We start from the raw sequence: 26511 nt of genomic DNA, 5'->3' as shown, positions 1-26511 counted from the left end.
TAACAATTTCAAATTAAATTTAATTAAACTATTGCTGTTTGTTTAAAATAAGTTTGCTGTCTTGTTGTTTTACAAGTCCTGCTTTCATAAGGTGACCGACTGCTCGCTTGAACTGACCTTTGCTAATTCCAAAAAAAGCCCGGATTTCCTCAGGAGTACTTTTATCTGTATAATCTAAAACTCCATTTTGATGTTTCAAGGCAGCAAGAATCATTTGAGCATCATCACCAATTGCTTCATAAGCTCTTGGCCGTAAAGACAAATTCAACGTACCATCTGGTTGAACTCCGATTACGCGTGCTTTCAATTCTTCACCTAAACGTGGTTCAGCATCTCTTTCGCTGGGATGAATAAAACCAAGGTGAAAATCAGAAGTAATAACATGAGTTCCTGCAATTTTAAGCCGATAAGCAACAGCAACCACATCTTTGTTCTGCATTGTTTTTGAAGCCTTAGCAGATATTTCTTGAAAAGCATCTTCTGGAGCTAGAGTTCCCCATAAACGATCCTTGGAATCAACTTTCAAAGCAATCATTAAATGATCACCCTTTTGAGGCCATAAACGCGATAATTCAGGAAGTTCGTCAAGTGAAACCAGTACATCTTTGTTTGGCAGTCCAATGTCAACAAAGACGCCGAGATTATGCCTACTTGAAACCACATCACCAAAAGCATAGTGATCTAGTCTGCTTTGAGGAATATTTGTTGTAATTTGCAGCTCGTGATCCTCATTTTCATAAACAAAGCCTGAAACGCTTTCGCCTTTTGCAAGTTTTTTTTCAAGTTCACTTTTTATAAGCCTCAAAGTAATCCCTTGAGCTTGCAGAAAATAAAAATCTTCATTTTCATCAACTGCTTTGGCTTCTACCTGATGACCAATTAATTCATTCATTTCCATATTTTATATTATCCTCCATTAGTTAAAGCTGATATGTAGTAAGCTTATAATACAATATGCTATTCCAGATGCAATTACCGGACCAGCTGCTACTCCCTTAAAGAAGACTACACCGATAATTGTTCCCAATACAAGTGCAACTGTTACTTGAGGAGTGTCAGCAAGCAGCGAAACCCCATTGCGTGATAAAATTGCAACAAGAATTCCGCAAAAAACAGCTATTAAACCGACGGGAGAACGAAAAACTCCTACTAAATCCGTAAAGGTTATTTGTTCGCGTGCAATTGGAATCAAAATTGCAATTGAGATGACCAATACTCCCCAATTTATTCCACGATTTTGAATAACCGGCAGCCACTTTTCCGAAAAAGGAAAAGCCTTAAGTCCGAGTACAACTAACGCAGCTATAGCTAAAGACGAATTTTTTGCTAAAACTGCAACAAAAAGAATAATTCCTAAGAAAAACCAGCTTTCCATCATTTCACTCCTGCTCAATAATATCTTTTTCTATTTTAACTGAAAAAAAGTAAAATTGCGAACAAACTAAAAATTATGAGTAATATATCCTTAACTATTTTAAACTTCTCACATTTTTTCAAATCGCTAGATCAATTAATTAATGCTTCCAATAAAAATTCTTTAAACAAAAAAAGCAGGAAAGTCATCACTTTCAAAGTGATTTCTATCCTGCTAGAAAGACTTTTAATCTTTTAAATATTCAGTGTACGTAATCCTTTATCTTAAAGAGCGTTTGATGCTCCACGATAAACGATTCCGCGGCGTGAATCAATAGTAACAACTTCTCCATCAGAGATAAGATCAGTAGCACCTGCAGCACCAACAATTACAGGAATTCCCATTGAAATACCTACAACAGCAGCATGCGATGTCAATCCGCCATTTTCAACAATCAACGCACTTGATTTTTCAATAGCAGGAAGATAATCCTTATCGGTTGTCTTTGTAACAAGTACGCCGCCTTCAACTGCCTTTTCATTAGCTTCTGCAGCTGATGTAGCAGTTACAGCTTTTCCGATTACTGTTTCATCACCGACACCTTGACCTGAAACAAGCTTTGTTCCAATCAATTGAATTTTCATTACATTAGTTGTACCCTTTTCGCCTACAGGTACACCAGCAGTAATTAAGATCAAATCGCCTTCTTTAGCAAAACCTGCTTCTTTAGCCTTTTCAGTAGCAAGAGCAAACATTTCATCTGTTGAAGCAGGTGCTTCAGCCATAACTGGATAAACACCCCAGTTAACAGCTAAACCACGACGTGTACGATCATCGAAAGTAACAGCCAAAATATCTGCATCTGGACGATACTTAGAGATCATACGTGCAGTGTGACCTGATTTGGTTGCTGCAACAATTGTCTTGATTCCAAGATTGTTTGCTGTTTCAGCAACTGCACGCCCAATTGCTTCTGTAACATCAGTTTTATCAAAATCATTGATAGAAAATGTGCTGTGCTGGCGCAAAGCATTTTCAGCCTTGATGTCAATACGAGCCATTGTAGCAACAGACTCAACCGGATAATCGCCGTTTGCACTTTCACCTGAAAGCATTGTTGCATCGGTACCATCAAAAACAGCATTCGCAACATCAGAAGCTTCGGCACGTGTAGGACGTGGATTTTCTTGCATGGAATCAAGCATCTGTGTTGCTGTAATAACAGGTTTGCCCAATGCATTACACTTTTTAATTAATGTCTTTTGAACCAAAGGAACATTTTCAGCAGGAATTTCGACACCCATATCACCACGGGCAACCATTAATCCATCTGAAACCTTAATAATTTCATCAAAGTTGTCAATTCCTTCTTGAGATTCAATCTTAGGGAAGATCTGAACATGTTCCATGTTCTTTTCTTCAAGTAGCTTACGAATGTCTAACACATCTTGAGGTTTACGAACAAAACTTGCTGCGATAAAGTTAATTTCGTGGTCTAAACCGAAACGAATATCACTTGAGTCTTTTTCGGTAATACCTGGTAAGTTAATTGAAACACCAGGAGCGTTAACGCCCTTACGTGATCCTAAGACCCCGGCATTCAAAACTTTACATACTAATTCGTTATTGTCGCGATCAATTTTTTCAATCTGCATATCAATCAGACCATCATCAAACAAAACATGACCGCCTTCATGCACATCATCAATTAAGCCTGGGTAAGTGACAGCAATTTTCTCATGTGTTCCTTCGATTGAAGCATCCATTGAGATCCGAACTTCGTCACCGATTTTGTAATTAATCTTACCTTCTTTTTGAACAGTAGTACGGATTTCTGCTCCCTTAGTATCAAGCATGATACCTACCATTTTCCCAGTAATTTTTTCAGCTTGATGTACTAATTTAAGACGACCTAAATGTTCTTCATGATCACCATGTGAGAAGTTGAAACGAAATACGTTAGCTCCTGCCTCGATTAATTTTACAATTGTATCTAAGTCAGAACTAGCTGGACCAAGCGTACTTACGATCTTGGTTTTCTTCATGAGTAAAATCTCCCCTTTGAAAAGTTTTAAAGATGACGTTTAAGTCAATTCTTTACCATATTTAAAAGTTGCCTATCTCACTTTTACTCTTAGAGTAAAAAATAAAAATCAGAAAAACCATTAGCTAAAAACGAACTCGTTCGCACAAATCATAGAGCGAAACGTCAGTCATATGCTTATGATTCTCCAGAGTATCAATAATATCTGTAGCAACAAGTTTGTTATTGTGGATTCCTATTGCAAGACCGCCTTTGCCTTCAAGAAGAAGCCGTACAGCATAGTCGCCGAACCGAGTCGCTAAGACACGATCTTTAGCTGTTGGGCAGCCGCCGCGTTGAACATGTCCCAGTGTAATTGCACGAGTTTCAAAATTACTGAATTTGTCCAGCTTATCTTTGAAATCAGCTGCAGACATAACACCTTCGGCAAGCACTACCAGACCATGTTCCTTACCATTAGCGTAGTTACTGTTAATCTTTTCAGCAATCTTTTTGATATCATATTCCCTTTCAGGAATAACAATTGCATCAGCATCGGCTGCGTTACCGGCCCACAAAGCTATATCCCCTGCACCGCGGCCCATAACCTCCACGATAAAAGTTCTTTGATGAGAAGTGGCTGTATCGTTAACTCGATCCAGTGCGTCTAATGCAACGTTGACAGCAGTATCAAATCCAATTGTAAAGTCTGTTCCTGGAATATCATTATCAATTGTTCCTGGTACACCAATAGAGTTGAAGCCATGCTGTGTCAATCTTTCAGCACCATGATATGAACCATCGCCACCAATAACAACTAAAGCATCAATACCAAACTTCTTCAGCTGAGCAATTCCCTTCAGTTGAGTCTGCTCTTGTGCAAATTCAGGAAAACGTGCAGAGTACAAAATGGTTCCTCCACGATTGATAATGCCATCCATTTCGCTTGATTCAAGTTTATGAATGTTTCCAGCTACAAGACCTGCAAAACCATAATTAATTCCGTAAGCCTCGAGTCCTGCCGAGATTGCAGAACGAGCAATGGCACGAATCGCTGCATTCATCCCGGAAGAATCCCCACCACTTGTTAAAATACCTATGCGTTTCATTTCTTCACCTCAGTAAATGTTATGGAACAACACACTCTCCACGCATTATATTATCACTTTTGAAGGAGAATGTCTTGCAAAAACAAAAATTAAATTCAATTTATCACAAAATGTTTTCAACTATTTTCATTTTGGAAAGCTACGTTTTCTTGTCCTAATATTTTCCCTAACGCAATATCGGTATCTTTATTTTTTTTAAGCCAATACTTAGAATCCAAAATCCACTTCTTGGCCTCTTTTTCTTCATAAAGTACCACTGGCGTTTCCCCATGATGCTGCAAAAGCAATTCCAGCAGTTCTCTTCTTTTAGCGGCAGGAAACGCCGCATCCAACCGTAAATAAAATGCACCTTTCATTTTTAATTTCAACTTTTTGGCGGGTACAATCTCGCTAGCAATCATGTGAATGCTCTGCATTTCACTTTCAGTCTTCCCTGTTACTAAAAAAACTTTATTGGTTTCTAAGATTCCCTGTACTTTGCGAAAAACATTTGGAAAAATAGTTATTTCTGCCTGAGCACTTTGATCTTCACCCATAGCAAATGCCATTTGTTCTCCTTTTTTGGTCCTGATTATCTTGATCTTTTTTAAATAAAGGAGAAGCTTACAGCTAGTATTTGGCCTGAGACGATTGGCCAATGTTGTACCCTCTTGAAGAGCCAATTGCTTAAATTTTTCAACTGGATGAGCTGATAAATAAATTCCGAGGTATTTTTTCTCATTTTCAAGACGTTCTTCCAAAGATAATTCTTGAAAATTTTCATATTTAGGTGCAAGAGCTGCAAAAAGTTGGAGATTATTTCCACTCAAAGTCACATTACTCAGCATTTTTGAAAGATTATTAAGCAACGTCGCACGATTTTGCTGAAAACTATCAAACACCCCTACAGAAATTAATGCTTCTAATGGCTCTTCTTTCAGAAAATTGTTATCAATTCGCTGCAGAAAATTCTGAAAACTACGGAATTTTCCGTTTTGTTTTCTTTCGATCAAAATTTGCTTGATAAAATCCCGTCTTAATGTTTTTATGCTTCCTAAACCAAAAACAAGTTCCTTTTTTTTCAAAATAAAGTAGTAGCTGCTTTTGTTTATATTGGGACTGCTGACAGTGACGCCGTGTTGTTTGGCTTCCACCAAGTAGTCATTTGTTTTGAGACTGTCGCCGATTACTGTATTTAACAATGCAGCAAAAAAAGCGGCTGGAAAATGACATTTAAGATATGCTAACTGAAAAGCCATCTTAGAATAAGCAACTGCATGAGAGCGGTTAAACCCGTAATTAGCAAATTTTTCAATATAATCATATACCTGCTTTGCCGTTTTTAGAGGGTAACCCATTTTTTGAGCGCCAGCTATAAACTGAGCCTGCATCTGTTGAATCACTGTTTTCTTTTTTTTGCTCATTGCTCTGCGCAAAAGATCTGCTTGTCCCAGAGAAAAACCGCCCATAGCCGAGGCAACCTGCATAACCTGTTCTTGATATACCAAGATCCCATAAGTATTTTGTAAAATTGGCTTCAAAGATTTATCTGGATAAACAATCTCTTCCTTACCATGCTTGCGCGCAATAAAATGAGCGATATTTTGCATTGGTCCCGGACGAAAAAGTGCATTAACAGCTGCAATATCTTCAAAAGATGTTGGGTGAAGCTGCTGCAACACGTTTTTGATACCTGCAGATTCAAATTGAAAGATGCCCGTTGTATCGGCCCTTTGAAACATGTGCAGCGTTTCTGCATCCTCCAGAGGTAATTGATGCGCCTGAAGCTTCAAGTCATAACCTCGTTTAACAAATGCAAGTGTTTGCGCTAGAATACTGAGGTTTCGCAGACCCAAAAAATCAATTTTCAGCAAGCCAATTTTCTCAACATCATCCTTGGCGTACTGTGTCAACATAATGCCATCATTACCAGGTTGAAGAGGGACAACCCTTTCTAAATCTTCGTCACAGAGAACAATACCTGCTGCGTGAATTGAAAAATGGCGTGGAAGTCCTTCTAATTTGTAGGCCGTCTTAAAAAGCAGCAAATTTTTTTCACTCTGTTTAACAAAACTGCGCAGTCGCTCAGAAGTATGATATGCTTCTCGCAGTGAAATTCCCGGTTTACGCGGAATCAATCCGCTCCACTTATTCATTTCAAATTGATTCAAACCCTGTACACGACCGACATCACGTAAAACTTGTTTAGCACCAAGCGTTCCAAAAGTGATTATTTGTGCCATATGATGGGCCCCATATTTTTTATGTACATAAGAAATTACTTCTTGCCGGCGGTTATCTGGAATATCGAGATCGATATCAGGCATTTGGGCACGCTCTTCATTCAAAAAACGCTCAAATAGAAGTTTATATTCCAGAGGATCCACATCAGTGATTGCGAGTGTATAAGAAACGAGTGAACCTGCTGCAGAACCGCGTCCAGGCCCGATAATGATTTTGCTGCGATGCGCAAAATTGGTAACATCCCAAACAATCAAAAAATAATCGGCAAAACCCATTCTATGAATGATTTTCAATTCGTGTTCTAGTCGTACATGGTAATCCTGCTCTTGAAAACTGCCTTTTTTTTCTGCTAACCTTTTTTTTAAACCTTCATAGCATAAACTCCTAAGATAATCATTGGCAGACGTGCTTTCAGGAGTTTTAAAACGCGGAAGCCTAGTTTTGGGGAATTTCAAATTTAAATTCAGCTGCCGACAAAGTTCGGTAGTATTTTTCAAAGACTGCAGCCGATTTTTATTACGATATTCAAAATTCAACTGTTCAACTGTTCGCAGCCATTCATTTCCTGTTGCTTTATTTGCGTATTGCAATTCTTTGATACCAAGCTGCTTACCAGTTTTAATAGCAGTTAAAGTTTTGAGTTCAAACACATCATCTTTGTTAAGATATCTGACTTGATCTAACGCTGCAGTTTTAATATTTTCCTTGTTTGCAAGCTGCAAAACACTTTCAAAAAGGGCGTCTGTCATTTGTGCATCGACACCGAGCAGAAACTTGTCTTTTCCACCAAGTGCTGTAATTATTTTCTTAATGAATTTTTTAGCTTTTTCCTTTTCACCTTGCGAAATAAACTTGATAAGTGAACTTTGAGAAACAGGCGTAATTATATAAATTCCTTCTAAAGGTAAACTGAACACTTCAAAATCAAATTTTCTTTCATTTCTTGCCAATAATTGCTGTTTTTTGGTTGAATATTTTATTAAATTACGATACCCGATTTCATTTTCAGCCAAAAGAACAAGGTTTTCGTTTGGGGCAACCTCAAGAGTCAAACCAAGGATAGGTTTAATTTCAGCAGCTTGACAAGCACGATAAAAAGCCAATGCACCATACATTACATTAATGTCAGTCAGGGCAAGCGCATTGTATCCTCTTTTTTTTGCTTCTTGCACTAGTTCGTTTATCCTTATAGTCCCCTGAAGGAGACTATAACTGCTGATTACTTGCAAAATACCAGCCACTTTGCTTCCCCCCTTGCCTTCTTTATCATTATAGCAACTCTTAATGTAAAAAACATCTTTGTAATTTTCAAGAAACAGATGCTAAATATAAAAACTTGTGCTAAACTACTGTTGTATTGTGAGGTGTAATTACTATGGCTAAACAATTGACAATCCTGTTTTGGGGCTTCATCTACGGAGAAGTTATCGGTTATATTAGTGCTGCTCTTTCAGGCTCATCCTTTTCACCGTTATACAGCGGTGTCTTTGTAATGATTGTGGGCTTTATTCTCGTTAATGTTCTTGATTACTTTATAAAGTCGCCTGTTAAAAAAGATCATGAATGAGATTTATTTAGGAAATGAGCATGTAATATTATAAGGATTGAGACAATAAGTTTTTCGTCTCAACCTTTTTTTATACACTTTTTTACTTAGAAAAAATATTTTTTTTATATATGGATAAAAATTAACGAGGTGTTTTTCTTGCTGGCTTGGATTTCTTTGCAACACTCCATCATAAACGTACCAGCACTCTAGTGAACTAGCTAAAATAAAAGTAATTCCGTACTCGACTATAGATATTGGTAGCTGACATTTTTAAACAATAAAACAGTTGCTGGTCATGTTTGCGGATTACTTCACTGGAGTGTTTAATGTAATGAAAACTAAATATCAAAGTAACATTGCAAACAGCTATGGCTACACTTTTTTCAGTTTTTTTGGAATTACAAGCCTCTGGGTTATCTATCTTCAAATGAAGGGACTAAGTCTAGTTAAAATCGGCTTATGTGAAAGTATCTTCCATGTCGCCAGCTTTATTTTCGAAATACCTAGCGGGATTTTAGCCGATCGCTTGTCTTATCGTTTTGTTTTACTTTGCGGTAGAATTGTGGCAATTATCTCAGCATTGCTTATGCTGTTTGGGAACAGCTTTACTTTCTTTGGACTAGGCTTTGTTTCAAGTGCACTCTCGTATATGAGTCTTTAGCAGCAATTAAACGAGCTGACAGCTACCCTAAGATAGTAAGCAAGCTGGTTATTATTAGTGAGTTTGCAGATACAACAGGTGTTGTGATTGCTGGTTTTCTCGTCCACTGGCAATTTAAACTAACATATGTGCCATCGTCTTAGAAATTTTAAGCATAATTACAGTAATTCTATTAAAAGAACCATCGTGAATTGCTAAACCAAAAAAAGGTTCAAAAGAATTAATCTCTATCAGGGCGATTTTTAAAACAACAGTCATTACACTGAAAACCAATGTTCCATTACGTAATTTAATGCTCTTTGACGCTCTTTGACGCTTTGTTCAGCACTATGTGTACAATTTATTACTTTTACTTTCAGTCTTTAATGGAGAAACATCATTTTTCTGGAGGCTTAATTTCTGCATTAATGATTACATCCTCGTTAATTAACATTTGCGGTCTCAGATACACTCCCCTAATCCAAGTGAAGTATTCCAAAAGACGTTTAATTTCTTTATTAAGCAGCAGTTTGATTAGTTTGCTGCTTTTGACTTGGATAAATTGGCTGCCTTTATTATGTCTTTTATTCTTATTTTCACAACTGCTGACTTCATTAATTGAGCCGATTTTTAGCAACTATTATAACCAACTGATTCCTTCATTACAGCGAGCGACTTTGCTAAGCGTTTCAAGTGCGCTTTTTTCTCTAGTGATGAGCATTATTTTTCCATTAACCGGTTGGCTGATTCAAAATATCGGTTTTTCATTTACCTTTGGTGCTATTGGAGTGCCTCTTTTGTTCTTCTTAACACTGGCAATCCTTCAAGGACAATTCAGCAAATAGTTTGTATAGAAACTAGAAAAACAGCCTGAAGATCTATCAAAAGAGTGTGTATCAAAAAGTAGCGGTAACCGATTGTCAGGCAAAAATGGTGATAGTACAAAAAGAGGCCGGGTCAAAACATATATTTTGACCCGGCCCCCTTTATTTTAATCTACAATATGCACATTAACGTGTTTCAATAGTCAGTCTTTTCCGTTTAACATGAATTACCTATAGTTAAATTCAGACTATGTTCGTAATTCATAGTTAATGTTCAAAGTTTAACGACTATTAACTTCTTTTTATAACCTTTATTTCAGAAGTTATACTTTTGCTGTTTCGTCTTTTTCCTCAGCTGTAAAAACTAAATTTCCTTGAGCTCCAAGGTCAATCGTCACAACTGAATGCGGCATTATTTTTCCACCAATAATTTGTTTAGCTAGCGGAGTTTCAACATAGTTAGTAATAAAACGCTGCAACGGACGTGCACCATAAGAAGGTTCATATCCATTTTGTGCAATCCAGTTTTTTGCCTTTGAAGAAAGGTTTAAAGTAATCTCCTGTTCTTCCAAACGTTTAGATAAACTGGAAATAAACTTAGCAACAATCAGCTTAATTGCATCCATGTTAAGCGGGGTAAACATGATAATGTCATCAATTCTATTAAGAAATTCGGGTTTAAAATGAGCCTGTGCCAACTTCAAGACCTGCTTTTTTACCTCCGGCGAGATCTGTCCATTCTTTGCCTGATCAAGCAGAATTCCAGAACCGAGGTTAGAAGTCATAATAATAATTGTGTTCTTAAAATCAACTGTACGTCCTTGACCATCTGTCAACCGTCCATCATCGAAAACCTGCAATAAAATGTTGAAAACATCAGGATGAGCTTTTTCAACCTCATCAAGCAAAACAATTGTATAGGGATTACGCCGCACTGCCTCTGTTAATTGTCCGCCCTCTTCATATCCGACATAACCTGGTGCAGCACCAACTAATCGTGAAACGGATTGTTTTTCCATATACTCGCTCATATCAATTCGAACCATATGCTTTTCAGAATCAAACAAATTTTCTGCTAATGCTTTAGCAAGTTCAGTTTTACCTACCCCAGTTGGACCTAAAAACATAAAGGTTCCCAAGGGCTGATTAGGATCTTGCAGGCCGGCGCGTGCACGTAAAACGGCGTTGGCAACTGCATCTACAGCCTCGTCTTGTCCCACAACCCGCTCATGAAGGCTTTTAGGAAGCTGCAGTAGCTTATCACGTTCACCCTGAACAAGTTTGGCTACTGGGATTCCTGTAGTTCTGCTGACGACCTGAGCAATTTCATTTTCAGTTACGGACTCTTCAACCAGCCAATTATCAGGCCGTTCAGTCTGTTCTAATTTTTTAAGTTCCTTTTCAAGCTCTGGAATAGTACCATGCTGCAGTTTTGCAGCTTTTTCCAAATCATAATTATTTTCGGCCTCTTCAAGTTCGTGTTTTGCACGATCCAATTCGCCTTTTTTATTACTTAAACTTTTAATATCTTCTTTTTCAGCTTCCCACCGCATTTTAAGCTTGTTTGTTTTTTCACGGGTTTCAGCTAACTCGCTTTGCAATTCTGTTAATCTTTTTTTAGAAGCCTCATCATTTTCTTTTTTAAGTGCTGCTTCCTCAACTTCAAAACGCATCAGCTGCCGTGTTGCTTGGTCAAGTTCAGTAGGCATTGAATTCATTTCAACTCTGATCGTAGCGCATGCTTCATCAATCAGATCAATCGCCTTATCCGGTAAGAAGCGATCCGTAATGTAGCGGTTTGAAAGTGTAGCTGCTGCCACAATTGCATTATCATGGATCCGCACTCCATGATGAATCTCAAAGCGTTCCCGCAAGCCACGCAAAATAGAAATCGTATCTTCAACGCTTGGTTCCTGAACCAGTACACGTTGAAAACGGCGCTCAAGAGCCTTATCTTTTTCCATATATTCGCGATACTCATCCAGTGTAGTTGCTCCGATAAGATGCAACTCTCCTCGGGCTAACATTGGTTTCAAGAGATTGCCAGCATCCATACTTCCTTCAGTCTTTCCTGCTCCTACTATGTTGTGAATTTCATCAATGAACAGAATAATTTGCCCTTCACTTTTAGTAACTTCCTTTAAAACTGCCTTTAATCGTTCTTCAAACTCGCCACGATACTTAGCACCAGCAATCAGAGAACCCATATCTAGAGAAAATAACTTTTTGTCCTTTAAGTTATCCGGAACATCTTTTCGAACTATTCGTTGTGCAAGACCTTCCACAATCGCTGTTTTCCCTACGCCAGGTTCTCCAATCAATACAGGGTTATTTTTAGTTTTACGTGACAAAATACGTATAACATCGCGAATTTCTTCATCCCTGCCAATTACAGGATCCTGTTTACCGCTTCTAACTTGCTTAACTAAATCAATTCCGTATTTTTCAAGTGCCTTATAGTTTTCTTCTTGATTTTTCGATGTCACACGCTCTCCTCCTCGTAAATCCTGGACAATTTTTAATAATTTTTTATATGTTAATCCTTTTTTTTCAAGATATAATTTTAGTGGCTGATATTGTAATTTCATTAATGCCAAAGCGAGCGTGTCAAGGGCAATATATTCATCATTCAGTTTCTTTCTGACCTCTTCGCTTTGTTGCAGTAACTGAAATAAATTCTGTCCAAAGGTCTGTCCATAAGCAACTTGACCTTCAACAACAGGAATTTGATCAAGTTCTTTATCAAGCTCATTTTCCAGCCCTGAAACTTTAATCCCAGCACGTTTAAAAAGGTTAGCTCCAAATTCATTTGGCTGAACCATTACTTTAAAGAGTTGTGGAATATCAATTTCTTGTTGTTTTCGTATTACAGCAATATGTTGTGCTTCTGCTAAAGCTGACTGTGCTGCATTAGTAAGTTTATCTTCTTGCATACTTTCTCCCTTCTGTGATGCTGAAAATCAAAAAACGCCAGAATTAATCTGACGGCTCCTCGTAATAACACCACTTCTTAACTATATTATATTACGAACGTGTGTTCATGTTAATTATTTTGATCTGCTGCTATCTTGATAATCTCAAGGATGACATCAACTGCTTTTTCCATTACTTGAACTGAAACAAATTCAAAACGTGAATGCATATTTTCTCCGCCTGCAAAAAGGTTAGGTGTCGGCAAGCCCATAAATGAAATCTTTGAACCGTCTGTACCGCCGCGAACAGGATAAATTACCGGTTCGATCTCTAAATTTTTCATTGCCCGTTTCGCCAGTTCAACAACCGTCATATCTTTTTCAATAACTGTACGCATATTGTAATATTGATCTTTCAGATCAAGCATCAATCTCTTTTGACCGGCTGCATTGTTCATTTTAGCTGCAATTTCACGAAAAAGCTGTTTACGTGCTTCAAATTTAGCACGATCGTGATCACGAATAATATATACCAACTCAGCCTCATCCACCGTTCCATTTAACTGGACAAGATGGAAGAATCCCTGGCGACCATCAGTTTTTTCCGGTACTTCATTAGAAGGCAATTGCTCATGAAAGTCAACTGCCAGCTGAAGAGCATTCACCATAACACCCTTTGCAGTCGCTGGATGCACATTCTTACCTTTAATTTTAAGCTTAGCCTGAGCAGCATTAAAAGTTTCATATTCTAATTCGCCGAGTGGCCCGCCATCAACAGTATAAGCGATTTGTGCACCAAAATCAGCAATATCAAATCTATCAGCACCTGTGCCGATCTCTTCATCAGGTCCAATACCAATCTCAATCTCACCATGCTTTATTTCGGGATGCTCTGTCAAATATTCCACAGCAGTTATAATCTCTGCCACCCCGGATTTATCATCCGCGCCCAATAAAGTATTGCCATCAGTAGTGATTAAATCATGACCTTTATAATCCTTTAAGTTTGGAAATTCCTGCGGATTCAGTTCATAATGCCCATTGCCTAACTTAATGACTGACTTGCCATCGTAATTTTTAACAATTTGCGGGTTTACATCTTTAGCATTAAAATCTGCAGTATCCATATGTGCAATAAAACCAATCTTTTTAACCTCCGCATTACTCTCAAGGTTACTGGGCAGAACAGCAAAAACATAACCGCTTTTTTCTGAAAGATGCACTTTTTCCAGTCCAATCCCTTTTAATTGTGCAGCAATCTTTTTGCCAAATTCCACCTGTGAGCGAGTTGAAGGAATCGTTTGCGAATTTTCATCCGAACGTGTTTCTTCTTTCGCATAGGCAATAAAACGCGGAACTAATTTAGTATATTTGGCCATTTTAAAAACTCCTTAATTAATTTTAATTTAAATAAATTTAAAAGGATCTGTATTCAGTTTAGAAGAAACAGTTTCTATCTGCCAATCCTCTTCTTTATTCCACACATCAAACTTTTGTTTTAACCTCGTTTTACAAATCTGTTCAATATGATGTCCTGGGTCAAACACAGATAACCCATTTGCCAAAATATCGTGCCCTGTATGATATGAAATATCTCCTGTAATATAAACCTGGGCGCCGCTTTTAAGCGCCTCAGGATAAAATTGGCCTCCGCTGCCGCCAAGAATTGCAACTTTTTTTACCTTCTGTTGTAAATCTTTACTAATTACACGCAGATGCGGAACGGAAAAGACCTGCTTACAAAACTCAGCAAACTCTATGATCGTCATTTTCTGCTTAAGTTCTCCGACACGTCCCATTCCGTATTTTTCCCCCAAACCTCCAACAGTAAAGAGATCAAAAACAGGCTTTTCATAAGGATGGGCGGACAGCATTGCGGTAAGGACCTTATCTTTAAGCCGATAAGGCAGGGTAACTTCAATTTTTTCTCCGGTAACCTGCTCTGGTCGTAAACTTTTTCCAATCACAGGATGTGCTTGAGCTGACGGAGTAAACCTACCTTGTCCTATTGATGAAAAGGAGCATTGCTGATACTCACCGATTTGACCAGCACCAGCTTCGCCAAGTGCTTTTCTCATACTTTCCGCTGCAGATTTTGGAACAAACACCGCTAGCTTAAGCAATGGAAGTTCATGTATCTGCAAAAGAGGCCTCGTAGAGTCCAGCTTAAGAGCAGCTGCCAGCCAATCGTTCATCCCGCCATTCGCATTATCAAGATTTGTATGCGCCGCATAGACGGTAATATTATGTTTAAGCAGTTCAGCATACATGGCGTTTTGCGGTACACTGAGATCAAAGCTTTTCACCGGGTGAAACATTGCTGGGTGATGTGCAAAAATAAAATCGACGTTCTCACGAATTGCCTCAGCAACAACTTCAGGTCGCACGTCAAGTGAGATTAGCATTCGATGAACATCAGCATCAAGGCTTCCAAGTTGCAACCCGATTGGATCGCCATGTTCTGCCATTTCCTTTGGTGCAAACAATTCAAATCTTTGAATAACATCTCGTACTTTAGTCACTTAAAACACCCTCAATCTGTCTTATTTCGTTTTGCATTTTTTGCTGCTGAGCTAGAGGCATTTCTCGCGCTTTTTCCAGCTGCTTTAATACTTTTTTTAGCTTAATTGCTTCTGCTTGCCATTTTTTTAAAAAAGCAGGGTCCCTTTGTTTGCGTAAAAACGGACCAAATTGAAAATCAAGTTCACTGGGCGTTTTCGCTTCAGGCTGATACTGAGCAACTAGAACCTCATAGATATGTTTATCTTCTTCAATAATCTCTTCAGCTGTTAAATGGTATCTGTTAATATTTAACCAGCGCCTGACCTGCGCTTCTCCAACATTCGGCTGTAAGATCAGTTTAGGATGCATTCTTAGTTTTCCTTTGCCATTTTCAAGGATATTTCTTATTAACGGTCCTCCCATTCCACAGATAGTGATTGTATCAATCTGATCTGTTTTCTCAACAGCGGCCAGTCCATCAGCATGCCTGACTTGAACAATTTTTGTCAGGTTTTCATTTCGAATCTCATGCAGAGTATTAAGATAAGGGCCCTCAGCAATCTCACCAGCAACAGCATATGTAATGCATCCCTTTAAAGCCAAATATGCGGGAAGATATGCATGATCAGAACCAATGTCTGCAAGCCTTGCATTCAGCGGCACATGTGCAGCTACCTTAAGCAACCGTTTGGATAAATGTCTAGCATCCATTTAGCACACTCCTTAGTATTATAATTTTAAGTATAGCGAAAATTTTCAAATAAAAAAAGCCCAAGCTTTTTTAATACAAGCAAAAAAGTTTCAGAAAAAGTATCTCTTTTAAAAGCTACACAATATGCTTTATAAAAAAGATATTTTCCCGAAACTCAGCTATTTATGCAAAATTCTCTTTATGCCTTTTCTAACGCATTCTTTAAATCTGCTAATAAGTCAGAAACTTCTTCTATTCCTACTGATAAACGTACTAGTTCATTTGAAATACCATTTTCTAACCTAATTTTTTCAGGGATTGATCCATGTGTCATAATTGCCGGCACCTCAACAAGACTTTCGACTGAACCGAGACTTTCAGCAAGAGTAATCAATTTAAGGCTCTCAATGAACTTTTTAACTGATAGTCCTTTCTTCAATTCAAAGGAAATCATCCCCCCAAAACCGTTCATTTGCTTTTTTACGATTTTGTAATCTGGTGCTTCAGAATCACCTGGATAGTAAATTTTCCCGATTTTATCATTAGCATGTAGAAAATCAAAAATTGCCTGCGTATTTTGTTCGTGTGCTTTCATTCTAACCGCTAAAGTCTTAATTCCTCTTTGCAGCAGCCAGCTATCCTGCGGCCCTAGGATCCCACCAATTGCATTTTGAAGATAGCCGATTTTCTGTCCTAATTCCTTATCTTTGACAACAGCAAGCCCTGCTACCAAGTCGCTATGTCCCCCCAAATATTTTGATGCACTGTGTACTACGATATCCGCTCCCAGATCTAAGGGCCGTTGAATGTATGGTGTTGCAAAAGTGTTGTCAACAATCGTCAAAAGCTTGTTTTGATGTCCAATTTCAGCTAATGCAGCGATATCTGAAATTTGCATTAAAGGGTTAGTCGGTGTTTCAAGATAGATAGCTTTTGTATTTCCTTTAATTGCATCTTTAACGGCTGCAAGATTTCGCGTATCAACGGTTGTAAACTGTAGTCCCAAGCGTTTAAGGACACTATTGATTAACCGAAAAGTTCCACCATAAACATCATTTCCAACTATAATATGGTCTCCAGCTGAAAAAAGAGTAAAAATCGTATGAATTGCAGCGGAACCAGATGCAAATGCAAAACCAGCAGTTCCATTTTCTAGATCTCGAATTAGCTTCTCAACTGCTTCGCGCGTTGGATTTCCAGTACGTGAATATTCATATTGCGGTGTACCGCCCAATTCCTGCTGCTTATATGTTGAAGTCTGGTAAATAGGTACATTAACTGCCCCTGTAGCTTTATCTTGACTAATACCTGCATGAATTAATTTTGTATTAAATTTCATTCTTTTCTCCCTTTTAATCATATATTTTTTGGCTAAGGTAACGTTCGCTGCTATCTGGAAAAACGGTCACGATATTGCTTTTAGGTGGTAAAATTGCTGCCAGTTTCAAACTTGCTGTAAGAGCAGCACCGCTTGAACTGCCAATAAATAGTCCTTGCTCTTTTGCAACTTTTTTTACCAATGTAAATGCATCAGTATCACTAATTGTAAAAATATGATCAACGTTGTCTTTTTCCAAAAATGGAGGAACAAATTCAACTCCGATCCCTTCAGTTCGATGGGCGTGCTGTGGGCCATCATTTAAGATAGATCCTTCAGGCTCAACAATTGCTGTTTGAATATTGACAGAAAGTTCTTTAAAATATCGTGCCATTCCCACAAACGTTCCCCCGCTGCCAACACCTGCAGCAAAGCCGTTAATTTCTAATCCATTTTCTTTCATTTCATGAGTAATTTCAGGTGCAATACTGCGATAATATGTCTCCGGATTATCTAAGTTCTTAAATTGCATCGGTACATAACTGTCAGGAATTTCTGCTGCCAATTCCTGTGCTTTTTTTATAGCCCCAACAATTCCATCTTCACTAGGCGTGTGTATTAATTTAGCACCTAATGCTTTCATCAGCGTTTGTTTTTCTTGACTGAATTTTTCAGGAACCACAAGGATTGTCTTCAGCCCATAGTGGCCAGCAGCCAAGGCAACTCCAATCCCGGTATTTCCTGCTGTAGGCTCAATAACTGTCATCCCCTGCTGTAATTTTTTCTCTTTAAATGCTTGTTCAATCATGTAAAAGCCAAGGCGATCCTTAATGCTCCCCCCTGGATTGTCCATTTCAAGTTTAGCAAAGATACGTGACCCCCTAGGAACTTCTATTTCAAGTTCAAACAAAGGTGTGTTTCCAATCAATTCTTTAACTGAATGGTAAATCATTTACATTTCCTCCTTAAAAATAACAAAAAAGCGCGGATCTAATTTAGATCCGCGCCTAGTGCGTTAAGGTTTTAATGGCAGTTTCTAACTTCTGAAGTCCCTCTTAAAATGACTCCACCCTAAAACGGCCGCATCCTTTCCACTAACACGCGGAATGCGACAGCTACAGCAGTTACTAGTCATTTTAAAAGTTGAAACAGTCATTACCATACCTCTTTTCTCATTATCTGAATAATACTATCTAAAACTTAAAAAAGCAAGTTCTAAATTCAACTATTTTCTATTCCAAAAAGTCCTTTAATTGTTTTGAACGTGAGGGATGACGTAATTTACGCAGAGCTTTTGCCTCTATTTGGCGAATCCGTTCGCGAGTAACACCAAACACTTTGCCTACTTCTTCTAAGGTCCTAGTGCGCCCATCATCAAGTCCAAAACGCAAGCGCAGCACATTTTCTTCCCGATCAGTTAAAGTGTCAAGGACGCTTTCAAGCTGTTCTTTTAATAGTTCGTAAGCTGCATGGTCAGCTGGGCTCGTTGCATCGCTATCTTCTATAAAGTCCCCCAGGTGTGAGTCGTCTTCTTCTCCAATAGGCGTTTCAAGAGAAACCGGTTCTTGTGCGATCTTTAAGATTTCACGTACTTTATCAGTTGGCATATCCATTTCAGCACCAATTTCTTCTGGCACCGGTTCACGCCCAAGGTCTTGGAGCATCTGCCGCTGGATTCGGATAAGCTTATTAATTGTTTCTACCATGTGAACAGGGATTCGAATAGTCCTTGCTTGGTCAGCGATTGCACGTGTAATTGCCTGTCTTATCCACCACGTTGCATAAGTTGAAAACTTGAAGCCTTTACGGTAATCAAATTTTTCAACAGCTTTCATTAAACCCATGTTACCTTCTTGAATTAAATCCAAGAATGACATTCCACGTCCAACATACCGTTTGGCAATGGAAACAACAAGTCTCAAGTTAGCCTCAGCAAGTCGTTGTTTTGCTTCATCATCGTGTTTTTCGATTCGCAGTGCCAAAGCCACTTCTTCGTCTGCAGTCAGCAGATTTACCCGTCCTATTTCTTTCAAATACATCCTTACAGGATCATTGATTTTAACTCCAACCGGCGCTGAAACATCACGGTCATTTGAAGCTTTCTTTGCTTCACTGGTAGCAGCCTTTAAACTTGCCTCGCTGGGCTCGCCCTTCTCATCTACCACAGAAATACCTGCATCTTCAACCACTTGGACTAGTTCATCCATTTGTTTTGCTTCTAATTCAAAAGGAGCAACCATCTTTTTGGTTAGATCATTATAATTAATCTGTTTTTTGGGCTTATATTCTTTAATCAAACTCTGTAAAGCCTTAGTATAAGCAGAATTTTTAGTCCCTTTGTTCAAATTTTCTTTTGCCATTGGATGGCCTCCTTATAATGATGCTGATTTTGCCTCTTGCTGCCGTCGCAGCAATGCGACTAATTCAATCGTCAATTTTGTTATAAGTTTCTCGTTATTCATCCTCTTAGCGTCTGCCAGCTGTTGCTTTATCTCTTTGATATGCTGTTCTAGGGGTGACTGTCGCATAATTACACTAACACAATCGGAAAATTCTTCTTCATTTTCCTCTCTTGAATAATTTTCAAGTTCCAGTTCAATCAAAAGCTGCCTTAACCCATCATCATCCAGAAAATCAAGAAAACGTGCAGTCTCATACTCAGGATAGACATTGAAGTACCCCTCCGCAATTGTATAAAGCTCTTGATAAGCATCATGAACAAAAGAATAACCAGTAAGCTGACGCAGCTTTAACCTAATATTAGCGCTATGCAATAAACGATACAATAACAAACGTTCAGCTTTTTCGACCTTGTCGTAACTTTTCTTTTTTTCTGGGTTAGATGCAAGCAACCCTTTTTTACCAGTAGCTTGAACTTTTTTCCTATTCTTGCCGGTCTTACGGATAAACTCATTGAGCTGCGACAAAAGACTGCTTTTTTCTAAACCGAAACGTTTCGCCAGCTGGTTAAGATAGATATCTTGTTCAACAGGCGAGATAACTTGTGCAAGTTGTTTTAAAACATCTGCTAAATAAGCAAGCTGATCATCCTCATTGTCAAGGTTGCGCCCCTGTTCATAGTAATGCAGGTAAAAAGCAAGCGCCGTTTCATGTGTATTCTGTGCAATTTCTTTAAAAGCATCCGTCCCATATTTCTGCACATATTCATCAGGGTCAAGTGCTTCAGGCATTCGAATAACTCCAAGTGTCATTTTCGTAACTGGATCCAATAACGAAAGGGCACGTGCAGTTGCAGTCTGTCCCGGAACATCTCCATCATAGCAAATATACAGCTTTTGAGTTGCCCTTTCCAGCAGATAGACCTGTTCGTTCGTTAAACTGGTACCCATAGAAGCCACTCCATTCTTGATACCTGAGCGATAGGCGGCAAGAACATCCATAAATCCCTCAAATAAAATAGCAAACTTCTTTTGCCTAATTTCACCCTTAGCTTTATCGAAGTTGAATAAAAGCTTGCGCTTATTAAAGATAGCAGTCTCCGGGCTATTGAGATACTTAGGCAAGTTTGAATTTTTTTCCAACAACCGACCGGAAAAAGCGACTGTTCTTTCTTGGGCATCCCGAATTGGAAAAATAATCCGATTTCTAAAACGTTCTCTTAATTTACCCTCGGTTGTTTCAATAAAAAGCCCTGATCTGTGCAGTAAGTCCTGATCCGCCTTTTTTTCCTGCAAAAAAGGCAGCAGTAATTGTTTATCAGGTGCAAAACCTAAGTTAAATTCTGTTATCATTTCAGCAGTTAAACCGCGCTTTAACAAATACTGCATTGCATCTTCACCCATTACAGTATTTACTAAAATATGATGAAAAAGCTTAGCTGCTTCATTATAAAGGTTTTTTAACTTTGTTGCGTCTGAAGATTCATTCTCAGTTGAATCTGAGCGAAATTTAAGCAGTTCATCATCCAGCTGGACATTGCCTAATTCTGCAACCCGTAAAACTGCCTCAGGGAAACTGACATTTTCGACTTCCATAATGAATTTGAAAACATTTCCTCCCCGATGACAGGAAAAGCAATGGAAGATCTGTTTTTCCTCACTAACTGAAAAGGATGGCGTCTTCTCTTCATGAAAGGGACACAAACCAAAGAAATTCTTGCCTGACTTGCTAAGCTGCACATATTGGCTCACTACATCAACGATGTTAACGTTCGATCTGACATTTTCAATAACTTCTTCAGGTATTCTGCGGCTCAAAAAGTCACCCCGCTTAACTTCCAAAAATACTTCAAGGACATAAAAGCCGCACAACTAGTGCGACTTTTCCAAAAATACAATCATAGTTAATTATACAATATCATTAATAAAAAGCAAATAATTACTTTTTTTCTAAACTACTTAACGTTTAATTTCGTCAAGTCGCCTAAACGAGCAGTCAGCTTAGCTATTTGTGAAAGCTGGGAAAGACGATTTTCTTGCAGTTTTTCGTCTTTCGTCATTACCATTGTTTGTTCAAAATATTCATTGATTACTGGACGCAACCTTTTAAGCAGCAGATAAAACTCCGTATTGTTTTTCCCTTTACTTTCAGCAGCAACTTTTACAATGCTTTCTTGCAATTGACGTTCTGCTTGATTCTCAAATAATTTTTCGTCTACAGCCGTCAAATCTTTCTTGGCAGCTTTTTTAGAAAGACGCAGTACCCGGGTTAAAGCTTCGATAGTTTCTTTAAAATCACTATCGTTCTTGTGATTTTGCAAAATTTCAGCATCACTTGTTATTGAAATAAATGAGTTATCAGTAAAGGCGGTAACTGCCTCCACCACGTCATAATCGTAAGGCAGAGCGTTCAAAAGTTTCTTGATGCGTTCAACAATAAATTCTTCAACATTTTTGGTACTCTTTTGCGGCGCGATTTTTTCATAAAGAGCAGGTTCCTCTTCAAAATTCTGCCGCACAGCGGCTGTCAAATCAGCGGCTGAAAGATTCCACTTTCGGGACAAGAGAATTCTGACGATGCCTGTAGCCTGTCTTCTTAAAGCATACGGATCATTTGAACCTGTCGGTACCATTCCTGCAGCAAAAAAAGCCATAATGCTGTCAAGTTTGTCAGCAATAGCAAGTACAGCACCAACAACAGTTTCAGGCAATTCACCTTCAGCTGAAACTGGCAGATAATGTTCACGAATAGCAGTTGCAACAGCAGGGTTTTCTCCTTGCAGCAATGCATATTTTTCTCCCATGATACCCTGCAATTCTGAAAATTCTCCAATCATACCAGTAACCAGATCAAACTTATAGATCTGTGCCGCCCGCAGCAAAGCTTCTTCTTCAGGAGCTGAAAGTTTAAGAATGCCGGCAAATTTCTTGCACAATAACCGGACACGCTCCATCTTTTCATAAACCGTGCCAATCTTATCATGGAGCATGACTTTTTTAAGCCGCTCCACATAATCTTTAATTGAATGTTTTTGATCTTCATGAAAGAAAAATGCTGCATCTTCTAAACGAGCAGTCAAAACTTTCTCGTTACCTGCAACAACATTCTCCAAATGTTCACTATTACCATTACGTACAGAAACAAAGTTAGGCAGCAAAGAACCCTTTTTGTCCAAGACATAGAAGAAACGCTGGTGATCTTTCATTGAAGTTATCAAGACTTCATCTGGAATTTCCAGATACTTAGAAGCAAAATGTCCTGTAAAAACAGTTGGATACTCTACAAGGTTGTTAACTTCTTCCAATAACTCCGGATCAACTACAATTTTCCAGTTATTTTTTTGAGAAAGCTCTTCCAGTTGTTTTTCAATCATCTGCTTACGCTCTTGGGCATCTGCAATTACATATTGCTTCTTTAAGACTGTAGGATATGAAGCGGCATCGTTTAAGTTGACTGCTTTTCCCAAAAAACGATGTCCTTGTGAAACGCGTCCGCTTTTAATATTCAGAATTTGAAACGGAATAACATCCTCATCTAAAAGTGCTACCAGCCAACGCAACGGACGTACATATTTAAAATCATTATGTCCCCAGCGCATCATAGTCGGGAAAGTCATTCCAGAAACAACATCGGAAACATTCCTTAGAATGTCCGCTGCGCTTTTTCCTGCAATAAACTTCTTAACATAAGCGTATTCGACTCCTTTTAACTCCTTAAAAAATATATCATCCGGCGTCATTTTCTGACCGCGCGAAAACCCGATTGCAGCTTTAGACCAATTTCCATCTTTATCTAGCGCAATCTTTTTTGCCGGTCCCTTTGCTTCCTCTTCAATATCAGCCTGTTTATCGGCAAGATTTTCAACCTTAACTGCCAATCGACGTGGAGTTGAAAAAGAGACTATGGTACCAAAAGTAAGGCGCTCTTCTTTAAAGAATGCAGTTAAACGTTCTGCAAGCTGTTTAGCACTAGGGGTAACCACATGTGCAGGAATCTCTTCTAATCCAATTTCAAGTAAGAATGTATGACTCATAATCACTTGTCCTCCTTCAACAATTTTGCACGTTCTTTTTCATCCTTAATCAACGGAAATCCAAGTTTTTTACGTTCTGCGACAAAAGCCTTTGCGACAGACTTTGCCATGTTGCGAATTCGGGCCAAATATCCCGCACGTTCCGTTACAGAAACAGCCCCCCGTGCGTCCAGAAGGTTGAATGTATGGCTGCATTTTAAAACGTAATCGTATGCTGGATGTACCAAGCCATTTTTAATTTGTTTTTTTGCTTCTGCTTCAAAGGTATCAAAAAGCTTGAACAGCATTTCCTGGTTGCTTTCTTCAAAAGAATATTTTGAATGTTCATACTCGGGCTCTCCGAAAATATCACCATACTTAACCCCAGCAGACCATTCAAGATCAAATACAGAATTAACATCTTGAATATAAGAAGACAGTCTTTCAAGCCCGTATGTAACTTCAGATGCTACAGGACGAACTTCCAGACCGCCGACCTGTTGAAAGTAAGTAAACTGTGTAATTTCCATTCCGTCGAGCCAAACTTCCCAGCCGACACCAGCGCAGCCCATTGAAGGATTTTCCCAGTTATCTTCAACAAAACGAATATCATGTTCCTTAGGATCAATTCCCAAAGCCCGCAAGCTGTCTAAGTACAACTCTTGAATATTTTCAGGCGACGGCTTCATAATAACCTGAAATTGATGATGTTGATACAGACGATTAGGGTTCTTACCGTAGCGGCCATCAGCAGGACGCCGCGATGGTTCTACGTAGGCAGCATCCCATGGTTCAGGTCCAATTGCTCTCAAAAAAGTATAAGGACTCATGGTACCAGCGCCCTTTTCAGTATCGTATGACTGCATCAGCATGCAGCCTTGTTTTGCCCAAAACTGCTGCAGTGTCAAAATAATGTCTTGCAAGGTTAATTTCTTAGACATTTTATCCCTCCTCATAATTTTACCGATTTGATCTCAAACAAGATGGAAGCATAAAAAAACCTATGCAACCACAATAAAGGTCGCATAGGGACGATTCGATATAATCGCGGTTCCACCCTATTTCCAGCTGAACGCTGGCAACTTAATTTCTTTAAGGCTCCAAAAACGCCAACAACAAACCAGACTACCCGCTTTCACCGCTTCGGGTTCGCTAATAAATCTGTTTTTGTCACTCTTTTTCATCATTGCCCTTATATTCCAAGATTAGAATAATTGACAAATAACTATTTGTCAATCCCAAAATGGGAATTCAAAATATTTTGTGATCCCTTCAACATCTCATCTAAAAAATGCTTGGGCTTTAAATTAAGCCCTACGTCATTGTTATATATCTGATCAAGTACATAACGCAATTTTTGTTTAGTTTCTTCTTTGAGACTGATTGAATTTAAACGCAGAAGATCAACACTTGAAAGAAAGCGTATAAAATAGACAGTACGTTTATCCAAATGCATCCGGTTAGTATCTACGGACCAGTGTTTCCGGCAAAGAAGACCGCCATAACTTTCAGAAAAATCAAATTCTCCTTGTGTTTGCCCACAAATGACACATCGTTTTAAGTTAGGTTTAACCCCGAAATTTGCTAGTAATTGCAATTCCACAATATTCGTCACGACCCCTGCATCCAGTCCGCGATCGATTGCTCCAAGTGCTGCAACAGTTTTCGGATACCATCTTCCAAGCGCACGCGCATCTCCAAAAGCTGCAGAAACCAGTCCTAAAATATAGGTAGCATATGCATTCAGCAATATATCTTGACAAATTTTTTGATATTGAGAAACATCTTTAGCAGCATCTATAAAAGAAAGTCCCTCGTCATTAATTGTGCCGGTATAAATGGCGGTGGTAAACGGCAGTATAGAGGCGCCCATTTTAAAGCCTCTTTTACGTGCGCCCCGAATAAAAAACATTTTAAACCCATAATGATCAGTTAGGATTTTGACCAGCATATCCCGTTCACGATAATCACGCCGAAACATGACTATTCCTTTAAACTCAGCCATTCTGGTTGTTCCCAAAACTGTCCACCTCCGTCGCGGCTAATTAATAATCATCTTGTTTATAACCAAAAGCTTGCAGATCAGCTTTTTTATCGCGCCAGTTATCCTGAACTTTAACCCATAATTCCAAATAAACACGATCACCTAAAAGATGTTCTATTTCCTTACGAGCACGTGTTCCAATCACTTTGAGCATTTTGCCACCCTTACCAATTAAGATACCCTTTTGTGAACCGCGTTCAACAATAATCGTGGCCTGCACTAATACTTTTTCATCGTCTTCACGTTTGATCCTCTCAACAATAACAGCCACGGAATGCGGCACTTCTTCACGAGTTAATTTTAAGACTTGTTCTCTAATCAATTCGCCCGCAATGAAACGCTCTGGATGATCTGTAATCTGATCATCAGGGTAAAATTGGGGACCTTCCGGCAATTCTTCGGCTAGAGCTGATACTAATTCATCACAATTATTGCCCTTAAGAGCTGAAATCGGGTAAACTTCTTTAAAGTCCAGTTCTTTGCGGTATGATTCCACAATTTTAAGCAGATCATCAGGGTGGATTTGATCGATCTTGTTAATTACAAGAAAAATAGGCTGTTTAACCTGTTTGAGGCGTTCGATAATAAACTCATCGCCCTTGCCCTTTTTTTCGACAGCATTAACCATAAAAATAAGTGCGTCAACTTCATTTAAAGTTGAAAGAGCAGATTGCACCATAAAATCACCCAAGCGGCTATGCGGTTTATGAATACCCGGAGTATCAATGAAAACAATCTGTGTATCTGCAGTTGTATAGATACCTTGAATCTTATTTCGTGTAGTCTGAGCTTTATCACTCATAATTGCAATTTTTTCACCGACTACCTGGTTCAAAAAAGTCGACTTACCGACATTTGGCCTGCCAATAATTGCAATAAAACCGGAATGCATTTTGCTTTCCATCAATTA

At 38.7% G+C, this 26511-nt stretch carries 21 protein-coding genes; 3 read left to right on the top strand and 18 right to left on the bottom strand.

Going from position 1 to position 26511, the window contains the following annotated elements:
- Window positions 1-28: 28 nt before the first annotated feature.
- From FD46_RS06275 to dnaE, 5 genes are all read right to left on the bottom strand, one after another.
- The gene (locus FD46_RS06275) at window positions 29-898 is read right to left on the bottom strand and encodes a CvfB family protein (protein WP_057896308.1); all 870 of its coding nucleotides are present in this window, start codon (window positions 896-898) and stop codon (window positions 29-31) included.
- 18 nt (window positions 899-916) lie between these two features.
- On the bottom strand, window positions 917-1375 hold the full coding sequence (locus tag FD46_RS06270) for a DUF441 domain-containing protein (RefSeq protein WP_057896307.1): 459 nt from the start codon (window positions 1373-1375) through the stop codon (window positions 917-919).
- Between the two features lie 263 nt (window positions 1376-1638).
- A complete protein-coding gene (gene pyk / locus FD46_RS06265) occupies window positions 1639-3399 on the bottom strand; it encodes a pyruvate kinase (protein ID WP_057896306.1) in 1761 nt (586 codons plus the stop codon).
- A gap of 124 nt (window positions 3400-3523) precedes the next feature.
- Entirely contained in the window at window positions 3524-4486 is a 963-nt protein-coding gene (pfkA, locus tag FD46_RS06260) for a 6-phosphofructokinase (RefSeq protein WP_057896305.1), read from the bottom strand.
- A 116-nt stretch (window positions 4487-4602) separates the two neighbouring features.
- Complete coding sequence (gene dnaE / locus FD46_RS06255) at window positions 4603-7950, bottom strand: DNA polymerase III subunit alpha (protein WP_057896304.1); 3348 nt, start codon at window positions 7948-7950, stop codon at window positions 4603-4605.
- A 134-nt stretch (window positions 7951-8084) separates the two neighbouring features.
- Here dnaE and FD46_RS06250 point away from each other — a divergent pair, with 134 nt between their 5' ends.
- Both FD46_RS06250 and FD46_RS10710 read left to right on the top strand, forming a co-directional pair.
- Window positions 8085-8276 (top strand): YjzD family protein, encoded by a 192-nt coding sequence (locus FD46_RS06250; protein WP_057896303.1) that lies wholly within the window; start codon window positions 8085-8087, stop codon window positions 8274-8276.
- A gap of 313 nt (window positions 8277-8589) precedes the next feature.
- Window positions 8590-8919 carry an MFS transporter gene (locus tag FD46_RS10710; protein WP_338040985.1) on the top strand — a complete coding sequence of 110 codons (330 nt, stop codon included), beginning with the start codon at window positions 8590-8592 and terminating at the stop codon, window positions 8917-8919.
- 114 nt (window positions 8920-9033) lie between these two features.
- Here the strand turns inward: FD46_RS10710 and FD46_RS10705 are convergent, their stop codons facing one another.
- Window positions 9034-9177, bottom strand: a complete 144-nt coding sequence (locus tag FD46_RS10705) for a hypothetical protein (protein ID WP_338040984.1) — start codon at window positions 9175-9177, stop codon at window positions 9034-9036.
- Window positions 9178-9248: 71 nt separating this feature from the next.
- Here FD46_RS10705 and FD46_RS10700 point away from each other — a divergent pair, with 71 nt between their 5' ends.
- Window positions 9249-9743 (top strand): MFS transporter, encoded by a 495-nt coding sequence (locus FD46_RS10700; protein ID WP_338040983.1) that lies wholly within the window; start codon window positions 9249-9251, stop codon window positions 9741-9743.
- A 302-nt stretch (window positions 9744-10045) separates the two neighbouring features.
- On the opposite strand, the gene clpB is transcribed toward FD46_RS10700, so the two are convergent.
- The 12 genes from clpB to era all read right to left on the bottom strand — a co-directional run bounded on the left by clpB (window position 10046) and on the right by era (window position 26505).
- The gene (clpB, locus tag FD46_RS06240; RefSeq protein WP_057896302.1) at window positions 10046-12655 is read right to left on the bottom strand and encodes an ATP-dependent chaperone ClpB; all 2610 of its coding nucleotides are present in this window, start codon (window positions 12653-12655) and stop codon (window positions 10046-10048) included.
- 110 nt (window positions 12656-12765) lie between these two features.
- Window positions 12766-14013, bottom strand: coding sequence for a peptidase T (gene pepT, locus FD46_RS06235; RefSeq protein WP_057896301.1), 1248 nt, complete (start codon window positions 14011-14013; stop codon window positions 12766-12768).
- Between the two features lie 27 nt (window positions 14014-14040).
- Window positions 14041-15156 carry a Nif3-like dinuclear metal center hexameric protein gene (locus tag FD46_RS06230; RefSeq protein WP_057896300.1) on the bottom strand — a complete coding sequence of 372 codons (1116 nt, stop codon included), beginning with the start codon at window positions 15154-15156 and terminating at the stop codon, window positions 14041-14043.
- A complete protein-coding gene (locus FD46_RS06225; protein ID WP_057896299.1) occupies window positions 15149-15847 on the bottom strand; it encodes a tRNA (adenine(22)-N(1))-methyltransferase in 699 nt (232 codons plus the stop codon). Before FD46_RS06225 ends, FD46_RS06230 begins: the two co-directional genes overlap by 8 nt.
- 179 nt (window positions 15848-16026) lie before the next feature.
- Window positions 16027-17166, bottom strand: coding sequence for a trans-sulfuration enzyme family protein (locus FD46_RS06220; RefSeq protein ID WP_057896298.1), 1140 nt, complete (start codon window positions 17164-17166; stop codon window positions 16027-16029).
- Window positions 17167-17179: 13 nt separating this feature from the next.
- The gene (locus FD46_RS06215; protein WP_057896297.1) at window positions 17180-18097 is read right to left on the bottom strand and encodes a PLP-dependent cysteine synthase family protein; all 918 of its coding nucleotides are present in this window, start codon (window positions 18095-18097) and stop codon (window positions 17180-17182) included.
- Window positions 18098-18377: 280 nt separating this feature from the next.
- Window positions 18378-19505 carry an RNA polymerase sigma factor RpoD gene (rpoD, locus tag FD46_RS06210; protein WP_057896296.1) on the bottom strand — a complete coding sequence of 376 codons (1128 nt, stop codon included), beginning with the start codon at window positions 19503-19505 and terminating at the stop codon, window positions 18378-18380.
- A gap of 12 nt (window positions 19506-19517) precedes the next feature.
- Window positions 19518-21362, bottom strand: a complete 1845-nt coding sequence (gene dnaG, locus FD46_RS06205; RefSeq protein ID WP_057896855.1) for a DNA primase — start codon at window positions 21360-21362, stop codon at window positions 19518-19520.
- Between the two features lie 137 nt (window positions 21363-21499).
- Window positions 21500-23578 (bottom strand): glycine--tRNA ligase subunit beta, encoded by a 2079-nt coding sequence (gene glyS, locus FD46_RS06200; RefSeq protein WP_057896295.1) that lies wholly within the window; start codon window positions 23576-23578, stop codon window positions 21500-21502.
- Window positions 23579-23580: 2 nt separating this feature from the next.
- Window positions 23581-24498, bottom strand: coding sequence for a glycine--tRNA ligase subunit alpha (glyQ, locus tag FD46_RS06195; protein WP_057896294.1), 918 nt, complete (start codon window positions 24496-24498; stop codon window positions 23581-23583).
- Window positions 24499-24782: 284 nt separating this feature from the next.
- Window positions 24783-25562, bottom strand: coding sequence for a DNA repair protein RecO (gene recO, locus FD46_RS06190; protein ID WP_057896854.1), 780 nt, complete (start codon window positions 25560-25562; stop codon window positions 24783-24785).
- Between the two features lie 40 nt (window positions 25563-25602).
- Window positions 25603-26505: a GTPase Era gene (era, locus tag FD46_RS06185; protein ID WP_057896293.1), complete on the bottom strand. Its 903-nt coding sequence runs from the start codon at window positions 26503-26505 to the stop codon at window positions 25603-25605.
- Between the last annotated feature and the right edge of the window lie 6 nt (window positions 26506-26511).

It is taken from the genome of Liquorilactobacillus oeni DSM 19972, assembly GCF_001436275.1.
In the GTDB taxonomy this organism is placed as follows: Bacteria; Bacillota; Bacilli; order Lactobacillales; family Lactobacillaceae; genus Liquorilactobacillus; species Liquorilactobacillus oeni.
This window is presented reverse-complemented; position numbering and strand designations above follow the sequence as displayed.

Bases quoted from the DNA above. Each gene is read 5' to 3' on its own strand.
- FD46_RS06275 (WP_057896308.1), bottom strand. From the start codon at position 898: ATGGAAATGAATGAATTAATTGGTCATCAGGTAGAAGCCAAAGCAGTT.
- FD46_RS06270 (WP_057896307.1), bottom strand. From the start codon at position 1,375: ATGGAAAGCTGGTTTTTCTTAGGAATTATTCTTTTTGTTGCAGTTTTA.
- pyk (WP_057896306.1), bottom strand. From the start codon at position 3,399: ATGAAGAAAACCAAGATCGTAAGTACGCTTGGTCCAGCTAGTTCTGAC.
- pfkA (WP_057896305.1), bottom strand. From the start codon at position 4,486: ATGAAACGCATAGGTATTTTAACAAGTGGTGGGGATTCTTCCGGGATG.
- FD46_RS06250 (WP_057896303.1), top strand. From the start codon at position 8,085: ATGGCTAAACAATTGACAATCCTGTTTTGGGGCTTCATCTACGGAGAA.
- FD46_RS10710 (WP_338040985.1), top strand. From the start codon at position 8,590: ATGAAAACTAAATATCAAAGTAACATTGCAAACAGCTATGGCTACACT.
- FD46_RS10705 (WP_338040984.1), bottom strand. From the start codon at position 9,177: ATGACTGTTGTTTTAAAAATCGCCCTGATAGAGATTAATTCTTTTGAA.
- FD46_RS10700 (WP_338040983.1), top strand. From the start codon at position 9,249: ATGTGTACAATTTATTACTTTTACTTTCAGTCTTTAATGGAGAAACAT.
- clpB (WP_057896302.1), bottom strand. From the start codon at position 12,655: ATGCAAGAAGATAAACTTACTAATGCAGCACAGTCAGCTTTAGCAGAA.
- pepT (WP_057896301.1), bottom strand. From the start codon at position 14,013: ATGGCCAAATATACTAAATTAGTTCCGCGTTTTATTGCCTATGCGAAA.
- FD46_RS06225 (WP_057896299.1), bottom strand. From the start codon at position 15,847: ATGGATGCTAGACATTTATCCAAACGGTTGCTTAAGGTAGCTGCACAT.
- FD46_RS06220 (WP_057896298.1), bottom strand. From the start codon at position 17,166: ATGAAATTTAATACAAAATTAATTCATGCAGGTATTAGTCAAGATAAA.
- FD46_RS06215 (WP_057896297.1), bottom strand. From the start codon at position 18,097: ATGATTTACCATTCAGTTAAAGAATTGATTGGAAACACACCTTTGTTT.
- rpoD (WP_057896296.1), bottom strand. From the start codon at position 19,505: ATGGCAAAAGAAAATTTGAACAAAGGGACTAAAAATTCTGCTTATACT.
- glyS (WP_057896295.1), bottom strand. From the start codon at position 23,578: ATGAGTCATACATTCTTACTTGAAATTGGATTAGAAGAGATTCCTGCA.
- glyQ (WP_057896294.1), bottom strand. From the start codon at position 24,498: ATGTCTAAGAAATTAACCTTGCAAGACATTATTTTGACACTGCAGCAG.
- recO (WP_057896854.1), bottom strand. From the start codon at position 25,562: ATGGCTGAGTTTAAAGGAATAGTCATGTTTCGGCGTGATTATCGTGAA.
- era (WP_057896293.1), bottom strand. From the start codon at position 26,505: ATGGAAAGCAAAATGCATTCCGGTTTTATTGCAATTATTGGCAGGCCA.